This is a genomic window from Legionella bozemanae, assembly GCF_001648595.1.
Taxonomy (GTDB): Bacteria; Pseudomonadota; Gammaproteobacteria; order Legionellales; family Legionellaceae; genus Legionella; species Legionella bozemanae.
In genome coordinates, this window is sequence record NZ_LBAW01000003.1 from 182,286 (window position 1) to 198,313 (window position 16,028).

Sequence of the window (16,028 nt, forward strand, 5' to 3'; positions counted from 1 at the left end):
TCGTTCCTGCGAAGGCGGAACCTATTTCTAACAAGGCATAGTGCCAATTTATGAATGGATTCCCGCCTTCGCGGGAATGACAAGAATCTTTAAGTCAATGGCCGTGGAACTCAGAGTTTTTACATCACGGCACTCAAGCTACGATGTAATAAAGATAAATATAAAATAGAATTAATGAGGGAATTATGTCTAATATACTTGTATCAATACTTATGGGATCAAAGTCTGATTGGGCCATCATGGAAGAAGCCAGCCTGACTCTGGAAAAATTCAACATTCCTCATGAAGTCCGTGCATTATCAGCGCATCGCACTCCTGATGCTTTGTTTGACTATCTTAAATCTGCAGAACAACGCGGTGTTGAAGTTTTTATCGCTGCAGCTGGAGGCGCAGCTCATTTACCTGGTGTTGTTGCTGCCAAAACAATAATACCTGTTTTGGGCGTACCCATGCCTTCATCGACATTTACTGATGGTCTTGATGCACTTTTATCCATAGTGCAAATGCCTGCAGGAATCCCCGTAGGTACTCTTGCTGTAGGTAAGGCAGGTGCAATTAATGCTGCAATTTTGGCAGTAACGATTTTAGGTAATAAATATCCTGTATATCGGGATGCAATCAAACAATACCGTATGGCGCAAGCAGAGAAAGTATTGGAAAATGCGACAATTAAGTGATAAATACATTATCCGCATCAGCCAATGCACATGGATTGGGATGTATTTTTTGCAATGAGGAGAATTTTAAGAACAATGCTTTTAATTTTTAGAGTTAAAAAAGAACTCTATTTTTAACTCTAAAAACAATCAGTGAAATAGAATAGAGGGTTTCTGAGCCAGCTCGAGCTCAATACTGTAATTTTTGCTTTCCAGGCTATACTAAATCAAGCCATTGATTTAACAAAGCAATTAATTCCTGAACCCCTTCTTTTTTCAAAGAAGAAAAAGATTGCACCGTAATCAAATGTGCTGCCAATTCATAATGTTTACGAACTTTAAATAAGGTGTTCTTTACCTCGCTACGGCTTAATTTATCTGATTTAGTCAGTAAAATATGGACTGGGAGCTCGCGTTCCAAAGCCCAATCGACCATCATCAGATCTAAATCTTTTAAAGGATGGCGAATATCCATTAATAAAATCAGACCTTTTAAACTTTGCCTGACTTCAAGATAATGGGCCAAATTTTTTTGCCAATCCATTTTCACGTGCAAAGCAACTTTGGCATAACCGTAACCTGGTAGATCGACAAGGCGACGTACTTCATCGATTTCAAATAGATTAATTAATTGCGTACGTCCAGGGGTTTTACTGGTTCGCGCCAAATTTTTAATGCCTGTTAAACAATTCAAGGCACTTGATTTTCCCGCGTTTGAACGGCCAGCAAAAGCAACCTCATATCCTGAATCCTCAGGCAATTGAGATACGCGTGCTGCGCTTTTTAAGAATACTGCTTTAGAATAAGGATTTTCTGACATAAGAATTATAATATTTTGGTATTTCAACCAAGGCAGTGTACCATTACTTCGTAAATTTATTATGAGAAATCGATGAAAAAATTTGTACTCACTTTTATTCTGTTTATTCCATTAGTCCTTTTTGCCCAAGAAAATCCCTCCACAATGAAAAAAGCAGTAGTGTGTACTGCATGCCATGGTCAAGAAGGCAATAGTGCAAATCCCCAATGGCCTAATATCGCGGGACAACATCCCAAATATTTTATAAAACAATTGCACGACATGAAAGACAGTAATTTACGTGATGCACCTACAATGAAGGCGCTCGTTGCCGCCCTAAACGAGCAAGATATGGATGACTTGGCAGTATATTATGCTAAAATGCCTCTGGCTCAAGGCAGCACTCCCGAAAAATTTCTTAAACGAGGTGAGCAAATCTACCGCGGGGGAGATTTTGCAAAAAGGATTACGGCGTGTATCGCCTGCCATGGTCCTAAAGGTACAGGTAACGCTCCGGCTGGCTTCCCGGTGCTTTCTGGCCAACATGCGGCTTATACCGTGTTGCAATTAAATGCATTTAAAGACGGTAAGCGAAAAAATGATTTAAACCATATCATGCAAGATATTAGCAGTAGAATGAGTCAAGATGATATGGAAGCAGTTGCACATTATATTGAAGGGTTACATTAGGGAACTAAATTATGTTAAAAAAATTAATCGCTGTATTTTTTCTTTTTCCAGCAATAGCCTTAGCCGCGTCATTTGTTGAAGGTAAAGATTATCAAATCGTTACCAATCCCCAAGCAACAAATAATAAAAATAACCCCCCCATCATTGAAGAGTTTTTTAGTTATGGTTGTCCTTGGTGTTACAAAATAGAAGCGCCTCTGGATGCATGGGTTAGTAAAATGGGTAATAACATTCAATTCGAACGCGTTCCTGTAGTATTCAAACCATCCTGGGAACTCTATGCTAAAGCCTACTATACCGCAAAGACCCTTGCGCTTTCTGATAAAATGAATCCTTTACTCTTTAAAACCATACAAGAAGACAGAAAACCACTGGATTCAAAACAAGCGATGATCAATTTCTTTGTTACTCAAGGCGTTGATAAAGAAATTGCTAAAAGTGCCTTTGAAAACTCCCCAGCAATTGATATGCGCGTGCAAAATGGGATGAGTCTCATGGGAACTTATCAAATTAATGCGGTTCCTGCTTTCGTAGTTAATAATAAATATAAAACGGACTTACAAATGGCTGGTAACTCAGAGCGTTTATTGGAAATATTGAATTACCTCTCGCGAAAATCTTAATTGTCGTCTTGAACGTAACAGCTCTTTTTTACCTACTTACCGTGCCTTATGGACGACATCCAGTCGATCTCATATGAAGACCGGGCTGGATTCCGCGCATAAAGCGCGGAACGTAGGTATTTTCATGCCCTACGAATCAACAAAGATGCCATCTCTAAAAAGCTGTCATCCCTAACTAAGTAGATTAAGTTTTAAAAATTTGCGCTCAAATAGCCACAATAGGTTTCCACAACTTTCAGTGGAATAAAAAAAATAAAACTTGTTAGTATAAATACTGAAGTTTTAATTTGGGTGAAACCATACCCGTAATTTATCATGGCACAGGGTAGAAAAGGGACTAAACGACACAAAGCGAGTGATTTCCATCCATAAGAATCTATATGTCTTAGCCAACCATCTAATTGTTGTTTCTTTTTGCCTGATAACCAAGCAAGCCCTACATGACGACTAATCATAAATGCAATTACCGCACTGAGTAGTGCGCTCAATAAATTCAGCACCAATCCCCAATAAAATCCAAATAAGGCACCCGCTGCAAGAATAATTGGCAAGTTTGGTAAAAATAATAGAGAGGCAAAACAATAAAGTAAGCAAAAACCAATAACCGCTAGATAACCTAATGAACGCAACCAATGGATTAGAGTAGGAATTTCATGCTGAAAAAACCAGGCAACAGTAATCAAAGCAATAATTATTCCCCATTTAAGCCATCTAAGGCCTTCATTGATTTTCATAAATGATGAAAAAAGACCATATCCAATAATCAATTATGTCAAGAAGCCACTATAGCGTCAAACCAAGTTATTGATTTAACAACAATTAATTTTCACTTTTATTGCAGTCTCCCTTCAAATAAGCGTTAAAGCAAGCTTGTAGATATTCCTGGTTTTTGCTGTTTCAGTTCTTCTTTTGCAACGGATAAATGTGCCAATAATCCGCTTAACACATCTAATGTTTGCTTCAGTGCAGTTGAGAGTGAACTTGATACAAAGGTACTTAAAAAAGGACTGTCTTGTTTATAAAGTTGATCAGCACGTTCAAGAAGTTCTGCTGTTTTTCTATGCACCTCAACCAACTCGTCCACACTACGCAAGTGAAACAATGTATCAAAAAGCATTTTATACTCTTCTCTTAGTGCACCTTCTTTGGTCAAATCCAAGTTCTGTTCTGCAAAAAAACTTGAACGGTTCTTGGGGTTAATTAATTTTAAATAACCATTCAAAGATTCTTCTAATTTAGGTTTTAGCTTATGGAGTTGATTGGCAATATATATTTGGTCTGTAATTTGTGTAAATGGTTGTGCTATATTTTCTTTTTTTAGAGAAGAAACCTCTATATAAATAAGTCCCAGTTCGCTAGCCCATTTCCTTGCTTCTTCAGAGTATATATCTCTACATTGCCCCAAATCTGCTTTACAACCAACAAGTATCATAGGAACATTTTTTTTAATTTCCTTTAAACGCGCAATATGTTCTTTCGTATGCTGCAAAGAGGTTTTATTGGTTAAGTCAAAACAAATCAAGGCACCATCAACATGCCGAAAATAGGGTGAGACTATTTTGTGCAGTCTTGGAGTTCCCGAAGCATCCCAGATACGCAATTGAATTATTTTATTAAACGCGTTAAGCCGTTTAATTTGTTGGTCAACCCCCATTGTGTCCATGTACTCGTCGGAACTATAAACATTACCGCCGCAATAGGTGTGCAGCAAACACGATTTTCCGACAAAGTTATCACCTAGGAGGATTATTTTGAAATGTTCATTAAATTCTTGCTTGTGTTGCATGCTAAATATCCCTCCTTAGATCAACCTGAACAAATAGTAACAAAGAAATAATGGTGATTTAAGTATTTTTTGAACTAATAGTTAAATTTTTTTTAGCATTGATGAAATAACGGGATCCGAGTTTTGCTAATACAAATTCAGAATTTAAATGTATCGTGTTATACTCCTTTACCTGGGTTTTCCAAACTTAAAATTCCAGTGTTAAAATCATAAGCAAAAATCTCAGCATAACGACCCCAATCAATCATGGTACGCAATACACGTTCTGCTTCCTTTTCACTTAAGTAATCTTCAAGCTTGCTCAAAAACCGTTCTTCGGAAACCCTATGCCCTACTTTTTCATCTAAAATACGACGAATGTAGCGGGCAAGAGGTACTTTTTCCAACAATCTCTGCGCAAATAATTGTTTACGTTCTTGGAGATCAGCCTCAGCAAATTGTTTGCCGAGATCACTCAATTGAATATCCCCTGCAGAAACTTTAGCAAAACCTAATATTTCCAAAGTCTCGAGTATGGGGAACAGATCGTCAATATTCATCATCAGCTCATCAGCAAGTTCCGGCAAATCAATTCGTTCTTCAAAAGAAGTCATTGTTTCAATTAAACCAGTCAGCTCTGAAGGCTCGACATCAGGCAAACGATATCCCAAACCGATTTGCCGTTCTCTTTGCGCACGTTTTGCCTTTTCTTTGGGGCCAGTAGTCATTAAAGTGTAAATTTTATCCACCAAAGCACGGAACTCATGCGATTCTGGATCGCGAGGCTGCGGTAATGTAACAGGTAATTCGGCGCGGATGTACCCAGGATCATTACCAAAAATAACAATTCTATCCGCTAATGTTGCTGCTTCTTCAATATTATGCGTTACTAATAAAATGCCATTGGTATTGGTTTTCTTTTCTTTCCATAATTCCAACAAGTCAGATTTCAGGTTTTCCGCAGTCAGAACATCAAGCGCAGAAAAAGGTTCATCCATTAATAAAACATCCGGATTAATCACAAGTGCTCGTGCAAAACCAACCCGTTGGCGCATCCCACCAGAAAGCTCTTTAGGGAATGCAGACTCAAAACCATCAAGACCAATAATATCAATCGCTTCAATTGCTCGATGCCTGCGCTCCTCACGGCCTATTCCTTGCGCCTCGAGACCCAGTTCCACATTCTCTAATACGGTAAGCCATGGCATCAATGCAAAAGATTGAAAAACCATCGCAATGCCATCAACAGGGCGGGTAACAGGTTTACCCCGATAGGTTACCGTCCCTCGTGTAGGTGCTATAAGGCCCGCGATAATACGCAATAAAGTGGACTTTCCTGAACCGGATTTCCCTAATAATGCAACGATTTCCCCTTCTTGGAGCTTGAAATTCACATCTTCAAGCACAAGCAAATCTTGGTCCGCTGCTTTTTTAAATGACTTGCTCAAGCCTTCTATAGCAATAATGGTTTCAGACATAGGTATCTTTTAATTAAAGTTAAAACGTTCTTCCGCCAACCGATAGAGCGGACGCCAAATCAAATGGTTAAAAGCGAGCACATACAAGCACATCATCGCAGTGCCCAACGCAATTCGCGGAAAATCTCCCGTAGCTGTGCTGGCTTGGATGTACTCGCCTAAGCCTGTAGCTCTAAGAGTAGTATTACCCCAACTTACAAACTCTGCCACAATACTGGCATTCCATGCACCACCTGCCGCCGTTATGGCACCGGTAATATAAAAAGGAAAAATCCCAGGCAACGCCAACCTTTTCCACCAAATCCATCCTTTTAAGCCAAAATTATCTGCAGCAAGATAGAGCTCTCGTGGAATAGTCGATGCTCCTGCAATCACATTAAATAAAATATACCATTGAGTTCCAAGAATCATGAGTGGTGTTACCCATATTTCTACGTTTAAATGAAATGCTACAATGGCAATCACGAATAAAGGATAGAATAAATTCGCTGGAAACGCTGCAACAAATTGAATCACAGGCTGTATTTTTTGAGCAATTCTTGGTCTTAAACCAATCCAAACACCTACTGGAATCCAAATTAAAGAACTTATAAAAATCAAACAAAGAACTCGTGTACCTGTTGCTGCTCCAAGCAAAAACACATGCAAAATATCACTGACTTTCAATTCTGCAAGGATAAAGCGCAATAAAAACCACCCTCCAGAGCATACACTGATCAAAACCAAGAGACTCCAAAGGCGATCCAGACGCTTCTGCTTTTTAAAATCAATTTCCTTAATTGCCTTGGCTTCATTTATCCTAAGCCAGCGCGCATTGATAAAATGATCGGTAAAAATATTAAGCACCTCAGCAAACTGCTTCATTAGCCGACTGCCGCGAATCCAATCCACTAACCAAGACTGATATTCAGCTCCATCATGCGAAGGCTCTGTTTTAAACTTTTCGGACCAGGCAATTAAAGGCCGGAAAAATATTTGGTCATATAAAAAAATAACAATCACCATCGCTAGAATGGCATAGCCTACAGCATGTAAATCACGCTGTTGGATTGCCAAAGCGATGTAAGAGCCTACCCCGGGAAGTCTGATGTCTTGATGCGCTACAGAAATTGCTTCCGATAAAACCACAAAGAACCAACTTGCGGACATAGAAACCATCATATTCCATAACAAACTCGACATGGAAAAAGGAACTTCCAGTTTCCAGAATCGTTGCCATGCCGACAGTCGGAACATGGAAGACACTTCTTGCAAATCATGCGGCAATGTTTTTAATGATTGATAAAAACCAAAAGTCATATTCCATACCTGAGCACAAAAAATAGCGAAAATGGATGCGCATTCAGGTCCTAACAAACTGTTAGGAAACAATCGGATAAACCCTGTCACGGTAATGGATAAGAAACTTAAAACCGGTATGGATTGCAAAATATCAATAGCCGGGATAATGATTTGTTCTGCACGACGATTTTTAGCTGCCCAAAGTCCTACCGTGAACGTAAAAATGATTGAAAAAAACAGTGCAATAAACATCCGGAGTACGGTACGTAGTGCATAAAAAGGAAGATTGGCAGGATCCAAAGAAATAGGTATCTGTTGTCCTAACCGATATGGAGTGGCCATTTGCGAACCGGCCCAACCCAAAAAAAACAGGACAGAAAAAATCAGAATAAGGAGCAGCAAATCCCAACGATTTATATATCGGCCAAATCTATCAGGATTAGCAAAGTAGAACCGACTTTCGCGCACAATGCCTCCTCAATAACTTTGTCGACACCCAAATACACTCTGCAACTTATGAACGCAGTATTTCTAATTAAATTCAAGTGAAACTTAATAATGATATTAGATAAACTCTTGGTTACCGCACGGTATTAGTTTTCCTTAATACGAGCCCACCTGCTTATTTCTGTCTCTTGATCACATCTCTACACCCCGCGACTTGTTCGCGGGGTCCAGTGTTTTAGGGCAGATCTTCTGGATCCCGCGTACAACCCCGCAAACAAGTCGTAGGGGCGGGACGTCGGAATAGGGCCTGGCCTGGTTTTTTAGCGATGTGTATAAGATTCAGCTGCTTTTTCTAGGTTCAAGGTATAAAATACCATAAAGACAACATAATCGATAGCTTAAAGCAGCTGAATAAAACGCTTTTCGCCTTAAATAACACCATTATTTTTATTATTAGATTATCTTAGTCAGAATAAATTGAATAAAAATTGAACTTTTTGATGGTTTCGGTGTCTAATATAGTGAGCATTTCCCCCGAATGCTTAGCTCTGCTTTACCCCCTCTTAAGCGGAGCAGTGTTTGGATTCATTATCTAAACATGAGATTTGCCCCGGCAGCAGCCGGGGATTTTTTTATTTGTATTGAATAAGCTACACTATAAAAAAGTAATTATGAATTTAGGGGTTGTAAACAAACCCTGGTAATCAGGATATTCTCATGAATAACAAATTAGTCTTTGTTTTATTATCGATTTTTTTCCAATTAAGTTATGCACAACCGGAACAAGCTCAATTATCCGTCTGGGTCAACGAAGCAATTGTTTCTACCTATACCTACAGCTATAAAAATTATCTCGAAGATCAGAAAAAGATCGCTAAATATTTTACGGCTGATGGCTGGATAGCCTACAGCAATGCCTTAAATGCTTCTAAATTACCTGAAGATGTTCAAAAGAACCTATACACTGTAAGTTCCGTGGCAACCGCACCTCCCGAAATCACGAATATTGATCCAACACATTGGAAGGCAACCATGGGACTCATCGTCGCTTATCAGAATCCCCAATATCAACAACGACAACACTTGAAAGTAACCATTAATTTTATGGTTGCACCATCAGGGCAAGGGGTACGAGGATACAGCATTACCAGTTTACAATCAGCAGTTGTCAAACAACCTTGTAAATGTGATGTTGAAGAAGATGAGCCAACACCCGCAAGTACGCCCAGCACTTCTACTCCAAACGCATCACCACCAAGCCAACCTACGCCAAATAACGCCAAGCAATAAGTCCCAAATGCACGACAATTAGCATACCAATCAAAATCAAAATAATATTTAATTTGGTTGGTATGGTTACATCTAAAGCGGATTGTTCCGGATGGTTAGGATTGTAATAAACATCAATTTCTGCATTTTCTTGAAAGGCAATAGCCGCCTTATAAGCAACCCCACGAGAATATTTACTGTTCGGATTATTATGAGCTGTATCTAAAAATAAATATTCCCCAGTTAAATTCTTATCATAAACTTGATAGGTATATTCAATTTTAGGCCAAACACTATGGCCTACTTTAGTCCATTCACACGCAGTAATACGGCCTTTAACTTGTAACCAAGTCTGAGCTTGCACCAAAACTTGTCTATCACGCCAAAAATGCCTGAAGATAATTAAAAGGAAGAGCAGCCATCCTAAATCCAGCACCCAACGCCAAGTATTTAGCCCAATCATTAAAGTAGTCCTAAGAAATATGCAGTATGCAATATACAGTATATATCGCAATAGGTATAATCACTCACATCAAGGTGATTGAAAAAGGACGTACAATGATTGCTAAAACCCCCCTTCATGCCACACATCAAGCATGTGGCGCTAAAATGGTCGATTTTCATGGCTGGGATATGCCTTTGCATTATGGCTCGCAGATTAATGAACATCACTTTGTTCGTAAAGATGCAGGCATGTTTGATGTCTCACATATGACCATTGTTGATATTCTTGGCGCCGGCGGCCGACAATTTTTGCGCAAGCTTTTAACGAATGATGTGGATCAGCTCGAACACAATGGAAAAGCGCTTTACAGTTGCATGTGTAATGAACATGGAGGAATTATTGACGATCTCATCGTTTATCAACGTGCTTCAGATAATTATCGAGTTGTCCTAAATTCAGCGACCCGACACAATGATTTAGCCTGGATTCGCAAAAAAAGCGAAGGATTTGCTGTTGGCTTGCAAGAGCGAAGAGAATTGGCCATGATTGCCATCCAAGGACCTAATGCCATTGAAAAAACACTAAAAATTCTTAATCCTGCCCAAATTGATGCCGTTTCAACGCTAACCCATTTTGAATGTGTGGATGTGGAACAATGGTTTTTTGCCCGCACCGGATATACTGGAGAAGATGGATTCGAAATTATTGTACCCCAAGAAGCCGTAGTCCAATTATGGAATGATTTAATGCAAGCCGGAGTGCATCCTTGCGGCTTGGGTTCCCGCGATACGCTGCGACTGGAAGCCGGCATGCTTCTTTATGGCCAAGATATGGATACTACCACCAGTCCATTAGAATCAGGACTTTCTTGGACCATTAAATGGGAACCTGCAGATCGTGATTTTATCGGAATGGGTGCTTTATTCTCCCAAAAACAAATGGGGATAAAGCGAAAAATGGTAGGACTTACCTTATTAGATAAAGGCATTATGCGTCATGGACAAAGAGTAATCATTCCAGGTCATCCTGATGGGATTATTACCAGCGGCAGCTATTCACCCACCCTAGAAAAATCCATAGCCTTAGCAAGGGTTCCAATTGAAGCTGGTGATGAAGTGATGGTAGACCTTCGCGGTAAATTAGTCCCTGCAAAGGTAGGTAAGCCACGTTTTGTTAAAGCAGGAAAGGCAATTTAAAAACATCGGAATTAAGTTAATAAAAAGCTAAACTTGCAGCTCAGGAAGAAAAAAAGCAAAATCTGTACCCAGACTGTATAATTAAATAAGGATAAGACAATGAATGAATTAAAATTCACGAATACCCACGAATGGCTCAAAGAAGAGCAAAATGAAGTAACGATAGGTATTACCGATCATGCCCAACAATTATTGGGCGATATGGTTTTTGTCGAATTGCCAGAAATTGGGGATAAAGTAAGTGCAGGTGAAGAGCTTGGCGTTGTAGAATCAGTAAAAGCGGCTTCTGACTTTTATGCTCCTATTAGCGGTGTTGTTACTGCCATCAATGAAGTGGTTGTCGAAAATCCAGCTCTTGTTAATTCTGACCCTTATGCTGCTGGTTGGCTTGTCAAATTGAAACCCAGTCATCCTGACGAAATCAATGGTTTATTAACCGCTGAACAATATCAAAATGAGATTGCTGAGGAACATTAATCATGCCTTATATCCCACACACTCCCAAAGACAACAAAACCATGCTTGATGCCATTGGTGCTCAAGACACCCAAGCTTTATTTGATGAAATCCCCTTGTCCTTGCAATATGCAGGGTTTCAAAACATGCCATCTGGCCTCAATGAAATGGACATGTTAAAAGAAGCACAAAATTTAGCGAATAAAAACCGTAATGGAATCTGCTTTATGGGAGCAGGATGCTATGAGCATCATATACCTGCAGCAGTGTGGGATATCGCGTCTCGCGGTGAATTCTTAACAGCTTATACTCCTTATCAGGCCGAAGCGAGCCAAGGGACTTTGCAGTTACTCTACGAATACCAAACTATGATCTGTGAATTAACCGGCATGGAAGTATCGAATGCGTCGATGTATGACGGCGCTACCGCGTTAGCCGAAGCCATTTTAATGGCAGTACGGGTTAATAAGCACAGCAAAACAAGTCGCGTATTAATCACTGGCACAACTCATCCCTTTTATCGGGAAACCATCGAAACCATCCTGCGCAACCAGCATATTGAAGTGATAACCTTACCCTTTGATGAAAAACAAGGTATTACTTCTCTTTCCGCATTAGAGCCATATACCGGAGAAGATATCACTGCACTGGTTATTGCTCAGCCTAACTTTTTTGGGTGTCTGGAAAAAGTAGATGAACTCAGCGACTGGGCTCATCAGAACAAAACAATTAGTATCGCTTGTGTTAATCCTGTATCTCTGGCCTTATTAAAACCGCCAGGATTATGGGGGAAACATGGTGTAGATATTACCTGTGGCGAAGGTCAACCTTTAGGCTCTCCTATGGCATCAGGTGGCCCATACTTTGGTTTCTTAAGCACTCGTATGGCTCATGTACGCCAAATGCCAGGACGAATCATCGGATGTACTTTGGATAAGGATGGAAAAAGAGGATTTACTTTAACCCTGCAAGCACGGGAACAGCACATACGCCGTGCGAAAGCGACTTCAAATATTTGCACCAATCAAGGCTTATTGGTTACAGCAGCCACCATTCATATGAGCCTTTTGGGTGCAGAAGGGCTACGCCAGGTTGCCAGCCAATGTCATCATAACACTCATGAGTTAGTGGAAGTTTTAACACAAATTGAAGGTGTAACGCAGGCTTTTGCTGCACCTTATTTTCATGAGGCGTTACTCAAGCTCGATCAACCTGTTGAGCAGGTATTAAAACAATTAGCCGACGCAGGTATTACTGGAGGATATGCGCCAGGGATTCATTACCCGCAATTGGCAAATACTCTTTTAGTCTGCGCTACTGAAATGCGTACTGAAGAAGAAATTATGCTTTTTGCAAAAACATTGAAATCGATTATGTCGCAACGAGGTGCCTCATGTTTGTAATCCAGTTAACCTATTTGGTTCCTCTTACTGAAGTAGATAAGTATCTGCAAGCACATAGAGAATTTCTTGATTACTATTATAAGCAAGGTTTACTACTGGTCTCAGGACCTATGAAACCACGTACCGGTGGAATTATTATTGCAGCCACGACTGACCGAGCTTATCTGGAATCGATATTCAAAAAAGATCCTTATTATTTGGCAGAAATCGCCGAGTATCAATTTATTGAATTTACTCCAGTCAATCATCGAGCTGAACTTAAAGAATTTATTCAAAAAATGGAAGGCAAATTATGTTGATTTTTGAATTATCCCAAAAAGACCGGCAGGCAACAGCCCAAGCACCAAAAATTTCAACCAGTAAATACGCCATTCCTGCTGAACTGCAGCGAAAAATGCCCCCGAAAATGCCCGCCTGCTCCGAATTGCAAGTGATACGGCATTTTACTCGTTTGTCTCATAAAAATTTCTCGATTGATAGTAATTTTTATCCACTGGGTTCATGCACCATGAAATACAACCCGCGTGGAGTTCACAAAGCAGCATCAATGCCGAATTTTCTCAACCGCCACCCCTTGGCAACAGAAGAAAATAGCCAGGGCCTTTTAGAACCATTGCATCATTTACAGGAATATATTGCTGAAATTACCGGTATGGCGGGTGTTTCTTTAACGCCAATGGCGGGTTCACAAGGAGAATTTGCAGGGGTTGCCATGATTAAAGCGTATCATCAATCTCGAGGGGATACAGCACGCGATGAAATGCTGATCCCTGATGCGGCTCATGGTACAAACCCGGCTTCTGCTGTTATGTGCGGTTTTAAAATTGTTGAAATAGCTACCGCTGCAGATGGTGATATTGATCTTGAAGAATTAAAAAGCAAACTAGGTCCAAGAACAGCCGGCATCATGCTGACCAATCCCTCTACATTAGGCTTGTTCATGCGTCAAATTAAAGAAATTGCTGCTCTTGTTCACCAAGCTGGTGGTTTATTGTATTACGATGGAGCCAATCTCAATGCGATTTTAGGAAAGGTAAGACCGGGCGATATGGGCTTTGATGTCATGCATTTAAACCTGCATAAAACATTCGCAACCCCTCATGGCGGCGGCGGACCTGGCGCAGGTCCTGTAGCCGTAGGCAAGCGTTTGCTCCCCTTCATACCATTACCTGTAGTGAAAAAAACCGCCTCAGGATATCAATGGGCAACAAACCAAGATTATCCACAAAGCATCGGCCGCCTTTCTTGTTTTATGGGAAATGCTGGTATTTTACTGCGTGCCTATTTTTATATACGAGTACTCGGTAAAGAAGGTTTGCTCCGTGTTTCGGAATTTGCAACGCTTAATGCAAATTATCTGCTTAAAGAACTCATAAAAGCAGGATTTACTGCAGCTTATCCAAGCCGACGTGCCTCTCATGAATTTATTCTCACTTTAAGTCCGGAAAAGAAAATGTATGGTGTTACAGCAATGGATTTTGCTAAAAGATTGCTGGATTATGGCGTTCATGCCCCCACCACTTATTTCCCACTGCTCATTCCTGAATGCCTTTTGATTGAACCAACAGAAACTGAGAGTAAAGAAGAGTTAGATCAATTTGTACACATCATGAAAACCATTAGAGAAGAAGCCGCCACAAACCCAAACTTGGTAAAAGACGCCCCCCATACGTTACCGGTCAAACGGCTAGATGATGTTAAGGCAGCTCGCGAATTGGATTTAAATTATTTTGCGCATGAAGAAACTTAGATTCATGCTGATCTTTAAATTTTTTAGCTATTAAAGAGCAATGAGGCTATCCAAACTCATCGCTCTTCATAGCTAGGATGAAAGCCTATCTCACTGGTTTTACTTCACTTCCACATTGCCTCTTGCGAAACACTACTGTGGCGCTTTCAAAACTACATTAAAATTAAGCCGTTTTACAATAGGGTAATTCTGCCTGATCCTTATTAAGACTTATTTGTAAAATTCTTGTAAAAACCCATAGAGTCAATCATAAGATAATTAATATTAATTATAATTTTTAATTAAATTGAACAAATAAAGGATAATATTGTGTCTCTCGAGAAGAAAGAAAAAGGCAAATTATTAAATACTCATATACAGGATGGAAAAGTTAACGGATACACATTTCAAGACGATTCTTATGCTAACCAAATGGCCTATCTTTTTGGTGGCAAAGAGGGTGAAGAAGCCGCAAAAAAAATCTTGGATGATGCCGAAAATAAATATCCTGAAAACCCTGAGCTTAATGAATTAGACAAAATCGTCCTCAAACAAAAAAAAGCAAAATATATCGAAGAAGAAATAAAAAAAAGAGCACAAGAAGTCGACTCAAAGTTTCATGCCGGAATTAAAGAGATTTTTCAATCCTTATCGAATAAAGAACATCCAGCCAAGGGGGAGGAGGCCGGAAAAGACGCGATGCTCCATTTAATGAAAGGTCTTGGATTAAATGTTGATGAGGATAATGTACAGACTCATTATACGCCTGGCCCGCCTCAGGTATTTCAAATTACTTGGGTTAATCGCCCCACAGCAAACCTTGCGGATGAAAATTCTAATATAAATAAGCTTACGAATATGTACTCGAATTGCTTGCGGCCCCAAGAAAAAGAACAATTTGATAATAATTGGAATAGGCATGTTGAACATGCTAAAACCGGCGGCCCAAAAATTGAAAAGGAAGAATTCCTCAAGCAAGCCGACCAATCATTCCAACATACCATTGATGCGTTAAAAAATCCTGAAGAAGCTCAAAAGTCAGATTTGTCATTCCACTGACTGATTTCTTGATGTTATGAACTTGAAGCTTCATATACTGCACATCTTATCCCTGCTCTTTTCTAAAAGTAAGGTTTCAAAAAGGCCTACTCTTGCCTTGTACGTTAACCATATTAGATCTATAACTATAAAAATAAATTATTTTCCTATATGCACTGTGATGGTGTTACTAAATTATTATTAAGGAAGAATATAAAGTGCTCCCCAAGAACCTTACAGTTCTCCATTTTCTTTTGCATGACATACACGTTTGTATGGACCTGCACTATATTGAGAAAATTCTCCCTTTGCCCATGCTGGAAATCGTTCCATCATGTCCAGTATATTTTGTAGGATTAATGAATCTTAAAAATAAATGTATCCCTGTACTTGATTTAGCTATGTGTACCGGCTTGATACGCAATGAAGAATATCCTTTAAATATACCCATCTTACTTTGCTCCGATAAACCTCTTTCCAAAGTCGCTGAGGAGAGTAAAGTGCGAGTAGAGGATGGAAAAAGGTCTAATGAAACACATCAAATTGGACTCATAGTTGATAAAGTACTTGGATTGAGCAGCATTGATGAACAGCAAATTGAAATTCATGAAGAATTTACAAGTAATAATTCACCTTTTTTGGGTGCTGTAACTCTAGAAACCGGTGTTTCGCTATTACTCAACATCAATTGGGTTTTTGCTTTAAAGTTAACTCAAGAAATTAACCAGTTGAGTACTAATCATGAGTAACAAC

At 39.6% G+C, this 16,028-nt stretch carries 17 protein-coding genes; 11 read left to right on the top strand and 6 right to left on the bottom strand.

Annotation, left to right across the window (positions count from 1 at the left end; all coding sequences use genetic code 11):
• Positions 1 to 185: 185 nt before the first annotated feature.
• Positions 186 to 677, top strand: coding sequence for a 5-(carboxyamino)imidazole ribonucleotide mutase (purE, locus tag A8O27_RS04015; RefSeq protein WP_058458369.1), 492 nt, complete (start codon positions 186 to 188; stop codon positions 675 to 677).
• Between the two features lie 196 nt (positions 678 to 873).
• On the opposite strand, the gene yihA is transcribed toward purE, so the two are convergent.
• Positions 874 to 1,476 carry a ribosome biogenesis GTP-binding protein YihA/YsxC gene (gene yihA / locus A8O27_RS04020; RefSeq protein WP_058458368.1) on the bottom strand — a complete coding sequence of 201 codons (603 nt, stop codon included), beginning with the start codon at positions 1,474 to 1,476 and terminating at the stop codon, positions 874 to 876.
• A gap of 72 nt (positions 1,477 to 1,548) precedes the next feature.
• Here yihA and A8O27_RS04025 point away from each other — a divergent pair, with 72 nt between their 5' ends.
• Together A8O27_RS04025 and A8O27_RS04030 are read left to right on the top strand one after the other, a co-directional pair.
• Entirely contained in the window at positions 1,549 to 2,145 is a 597-nt protein-coding gene (locus A8O27_RS04025; protein WP_058458367.1) for a c-type cytochrome, read from the top strand.
• Positions 2,146 to 2,156: 11 nt separating this feature from the next.
• Complete coding sequence (locus tag A8O27_RS04030; protein ID WP_058458366.1) at positions 2,157 to 2,768, top strand: thiol:disulfide interchange protein DsbA/DsbL; 612 nt, start codon at positions 2,157 to 2,159, stop codon at positions 2,766 to 2,768.
• Between the two features lie 191 nt (positions 2,769 to 2,959).
• Here A8O27_RS04030 and A8O27_RS04035 read toward each other — a convergent pair whose 3' ends face one another.
• The 4 genes from A8O27_RS04035 to A8O27_RS04050 all read right to left on the bottom strand — a co-directional run bounded on the left by A8O27_RS04035 (position 2,960) and on the right by A8O27_RS04050 (position 7,760).
• Positions 2,960 to 3,502 carry a TVP38/TMEM64 family protein gene (locus A8O27_RS04035; protein ID WP_058458365.1) on the bottom strand — a complete coding sequence of 181 codons (543 nt, stop codon included), beginning with the start codon at positions 3,500 to 3,502 and terminating at the stop codon, positions 2,960 to 2,962.
• A 125-nt stretch (positions 3,503 to 3,627) separates the two neighbouring features.
• Positions 3,628 to 4,554 (bottom strand): Rab family GTPase, encoded by a 927-nt coding sequence (locus A8O27_RS04040; protein WP_058458364.1) that lies wholly within the window; start codon positions 4,552 to 4,554, stop codon positions 3,628 to 3,630.
• A gap of 158 nt (positions 4,555 to 4,712) precedes the next feature.
• Positions 4,713 to 6,011, bottom strand: a complete 1,299-nt coding sequence (locus A8O27_RS04045; protein WP_058458363.1) for an ABC transporter ATP-binding protein — start codon at positions 6,009 to 6,011, stop codon at positions 4,713 to 4,715.
• Positions 6,012 to 6,020: 9 nt separating this feature from the next.
• Positions 6,021 to 7,760, bottom strand: coding sequence for an ABC transporter permease (locus tag A8O27_RS04050; RefSeq protein ID WP_115684337.1), 1,740 nt, complete (start codon positions 7,758 to 7,760; stop codon positions 6,021 to 6,023).
• A 696-nt stretch (positions 7,761 to 8,456) separates the two neighbouring features.
• Between A8O27_RS04050 and A8O27_RS04055 the strand changes: the two genes are divergently transcribed.
• Positions 8,457 to 9,029, top strand: coding sequence for a DotI/IcmL family type IV secretion protein (locus A8O27_RS04055; protein ID WP_058458361.1), 573 nt, complete (start codon positions 8,457 to 8,459; stop codon positions 9,027 to 9,029).
• Here the strand turns inward: A8O27_RS04055 and A8O27_RS04060 are convergent.
• A complete protein-coding gene (locus A8O27_RS04060) occupies positions 9,004 to 9,471 on the bottom strand; it encodes a DUF3592 domain-containing protein (RefSeq protein ID WP_058458360.1) in 468 nt (155 codons plus the stop codon). The two genes, A8O27_RS04055 and A8O27_RS04060, sit on opposite strands and share 26 nt — an antisense overlap.
• Before the next feature lie 95 nt (positions 9,472 to 9,566).
• Between A8O27_RS04060 and gcvT the strand changes: the two genes are divergently transcribed.
• The 7 genes from gcvT (at position 9,567) to A8O27_RS04095 (ending at position 16,024) form a co-directional block, all read left to right on the top strand.
• Positions 9,567 to 10,649, top strand: a complete 1,083-nt coding sequence (gene gcvT, locus A8O27_RS04065) for a glycine cleavage system aminomethyltransferase GcvT (RefSeq protein ID WP_058458359.1) — start codon at positions 9,567 to 9,569, stop codon at positions 10,647 to 10,649.
• A gap of 99 nt (positions 10,650 to 10,748) precedes the next feature.
• Entirely contained in the window at positions 10,749 to 11,126 is a 378-nt protein-coding gene (gcvH, locus tag A8O27_RS04070; RefSeq protein WP_058458358.1) for a glycine cleavage system protein GcvH, read from the top strand.
• Between the two features lie 2 nt (positions 11,127 to 11,128).
• Complete coding sequence (gene gcvPA, locus A8O27_RS04075; protein WP_058458357.1) at positions 11,129 to 12,508, top strand: aminomethyl-transferring glycine dehydrogenase subunit GcvPA; 1,380 nt, start codon at positions 11,129 to 11,131, stop codon at positions 12,506 to 12,508.
• Positions 12,499 to 12,807, top strand: a complete 309-nt coding sequence (locus A8O27_RS04080) for a YciI family protein (RefSeq protein ID WP_058458356.1) — start codon at positions 12,499 to 12,501, stop codon at positions 12,805 to 12,807. The genes gcvPA and A8O27_RS04080 overlap by 10 nt, the downstream gene beginning before the upstream one ends.
• Positions 12,801 to 14,258 (top strand): aminomethyl-transferring glycine dehydrogenase subunit GcvPB, encoded by a 1,458-nt coding sequence (gene gcvPB, locus A8O27_RS04085; RefSeq protein ID WP_058458355.1) that lies wholly within the window; start codon positions 12,801 to 12,803, stop codon positions 14,256 to 14,258. The genes A8O27_RS04080 and gcvPB overlap by 7 nt, the downstream gene beginning before the upstream one ends.
• A 309-nt stretch (positions 14,259 to 14,567) precedes the next feature.
• Positions 14,568 to 15,296 carry a hypothetical protein gene (locus tag A8O27_RS04090; RefSeq protein WP_058458354.1) on the top strand — a complete coding sequence of 243 codons (729 nt, stop codon included), beginning with the start codon at positions 14,568 to 14,570 and terminating at the stop codon, positions 15,294 to 15,296.
• 197 nt (positions 15,297 to 15,493) lie between these two features.
• Positions 15,494 to 16,024, top strand: coding sequence for a chemotaxis protein CheW (locus tag A8O27_RS04095; RefSeq protein WP_115684338.1), 531 nt, complete (start codon positions 15,494 to 15,496; stop codon positions 16,022 to 16,024).
• Positions 16,025 to 16,028 lie beyond the last annotated feature (4 nt).

Bases quoted from the DNA above. Each gene is read 5' to 3' on its own strand.
- purE (WP_058458369.1), top strand. From the start codon at position 186: ATGTCTAATATACTTGTATCAATACTTATGGGATCAAAGTCTGATTGG.
- yihA (WP_058458368.1), bottom strand. From the start codon at position 1,476: ATGTCAGAAAATCCTTATTCTAAAGCAGTATTCTTAAAAAGCGCAGCA.
- A8O27_RS04025 (WP_058458367.1), top strand. From the start codon at position 1,549: ATGAAAAAATTTGTACTCACTTTTATTCTGTTTATTCCATTAGTCCTT.
- A8O27_RS04030 (WP_058458366.1), top strand. From the start codon at position 2,157: ATGTTAAAAAAATTAATCGCTGTATTTTTTCTTTTTCCAGCAATAGCC.
- A8O27_RS04035 (WP_058458365.1), bottom strand. From the start codon at position 3,502: ATGAAAATCAATGAAGGCCTTAGATGGCTTAAATGGGGAATAATTATT.
- A8O27_RS04040 (WP_058458364.1), bottom strand. From the start codon at position 4,554: ATGCAACACAAGCAAGAATTTAATGAACATTTCAAAATAATCCTCCTA.
- A8O27_RS04045 (WP_058458363.1), bottom strand. From the start codon at position 6,011: ATGTCTGAAACCATTATTGCTATAGAAGGCTTGAGCAAGTCATTTAAA.
- A8O27_RS04055 (WP_058458361.1), top strand. From the start codon at position 8,457: ATGAATAACAAATTAGTCTTTGTTTTATTATCGATTTTTTTCCAATTA.
- A8O27_RS04060 (WP_058458360.1), bottom strand. From the start codon at position 9,471: ATGATTGGGCTAAATACTTGGCGTTGGGTGCTGGATTTAGGATGGCTG.
- gcvT (WP_058458359.1), top strand. From the start codon at position 9,567: ATGATTGCTAAAACCCCCCTTCATGCCACACATCAAGCATGTGGCGCT.
- gcvH (WP_058458358.1), top strand. From the start codon at position 10,749: ATGAATGAATTAAAATTCACGAATACCCACGAATGGCTCAAAGAAGAG.
- gcvPA (WP_058458357.1), top strand. From the start codon at position 11,129: ATGCCTTATATCCCACACACTCCCAAAGACAACAAAACCATGCTTGAT.
- A8O27_RS04080 (WP_058458356.1), top strand. From the start codon at position 12,499: ATGTTTGTAATCCAGTTAACCTATTTGGTTCCTCTTACTGAAGTAGAT.
- gcvPB (WP_058458355.1), top strand. From the start codon at position 12,801: ATGTTGATTTTTGAATTATCCCAAAAAGACCGGCAGGCAACAGCCCAA.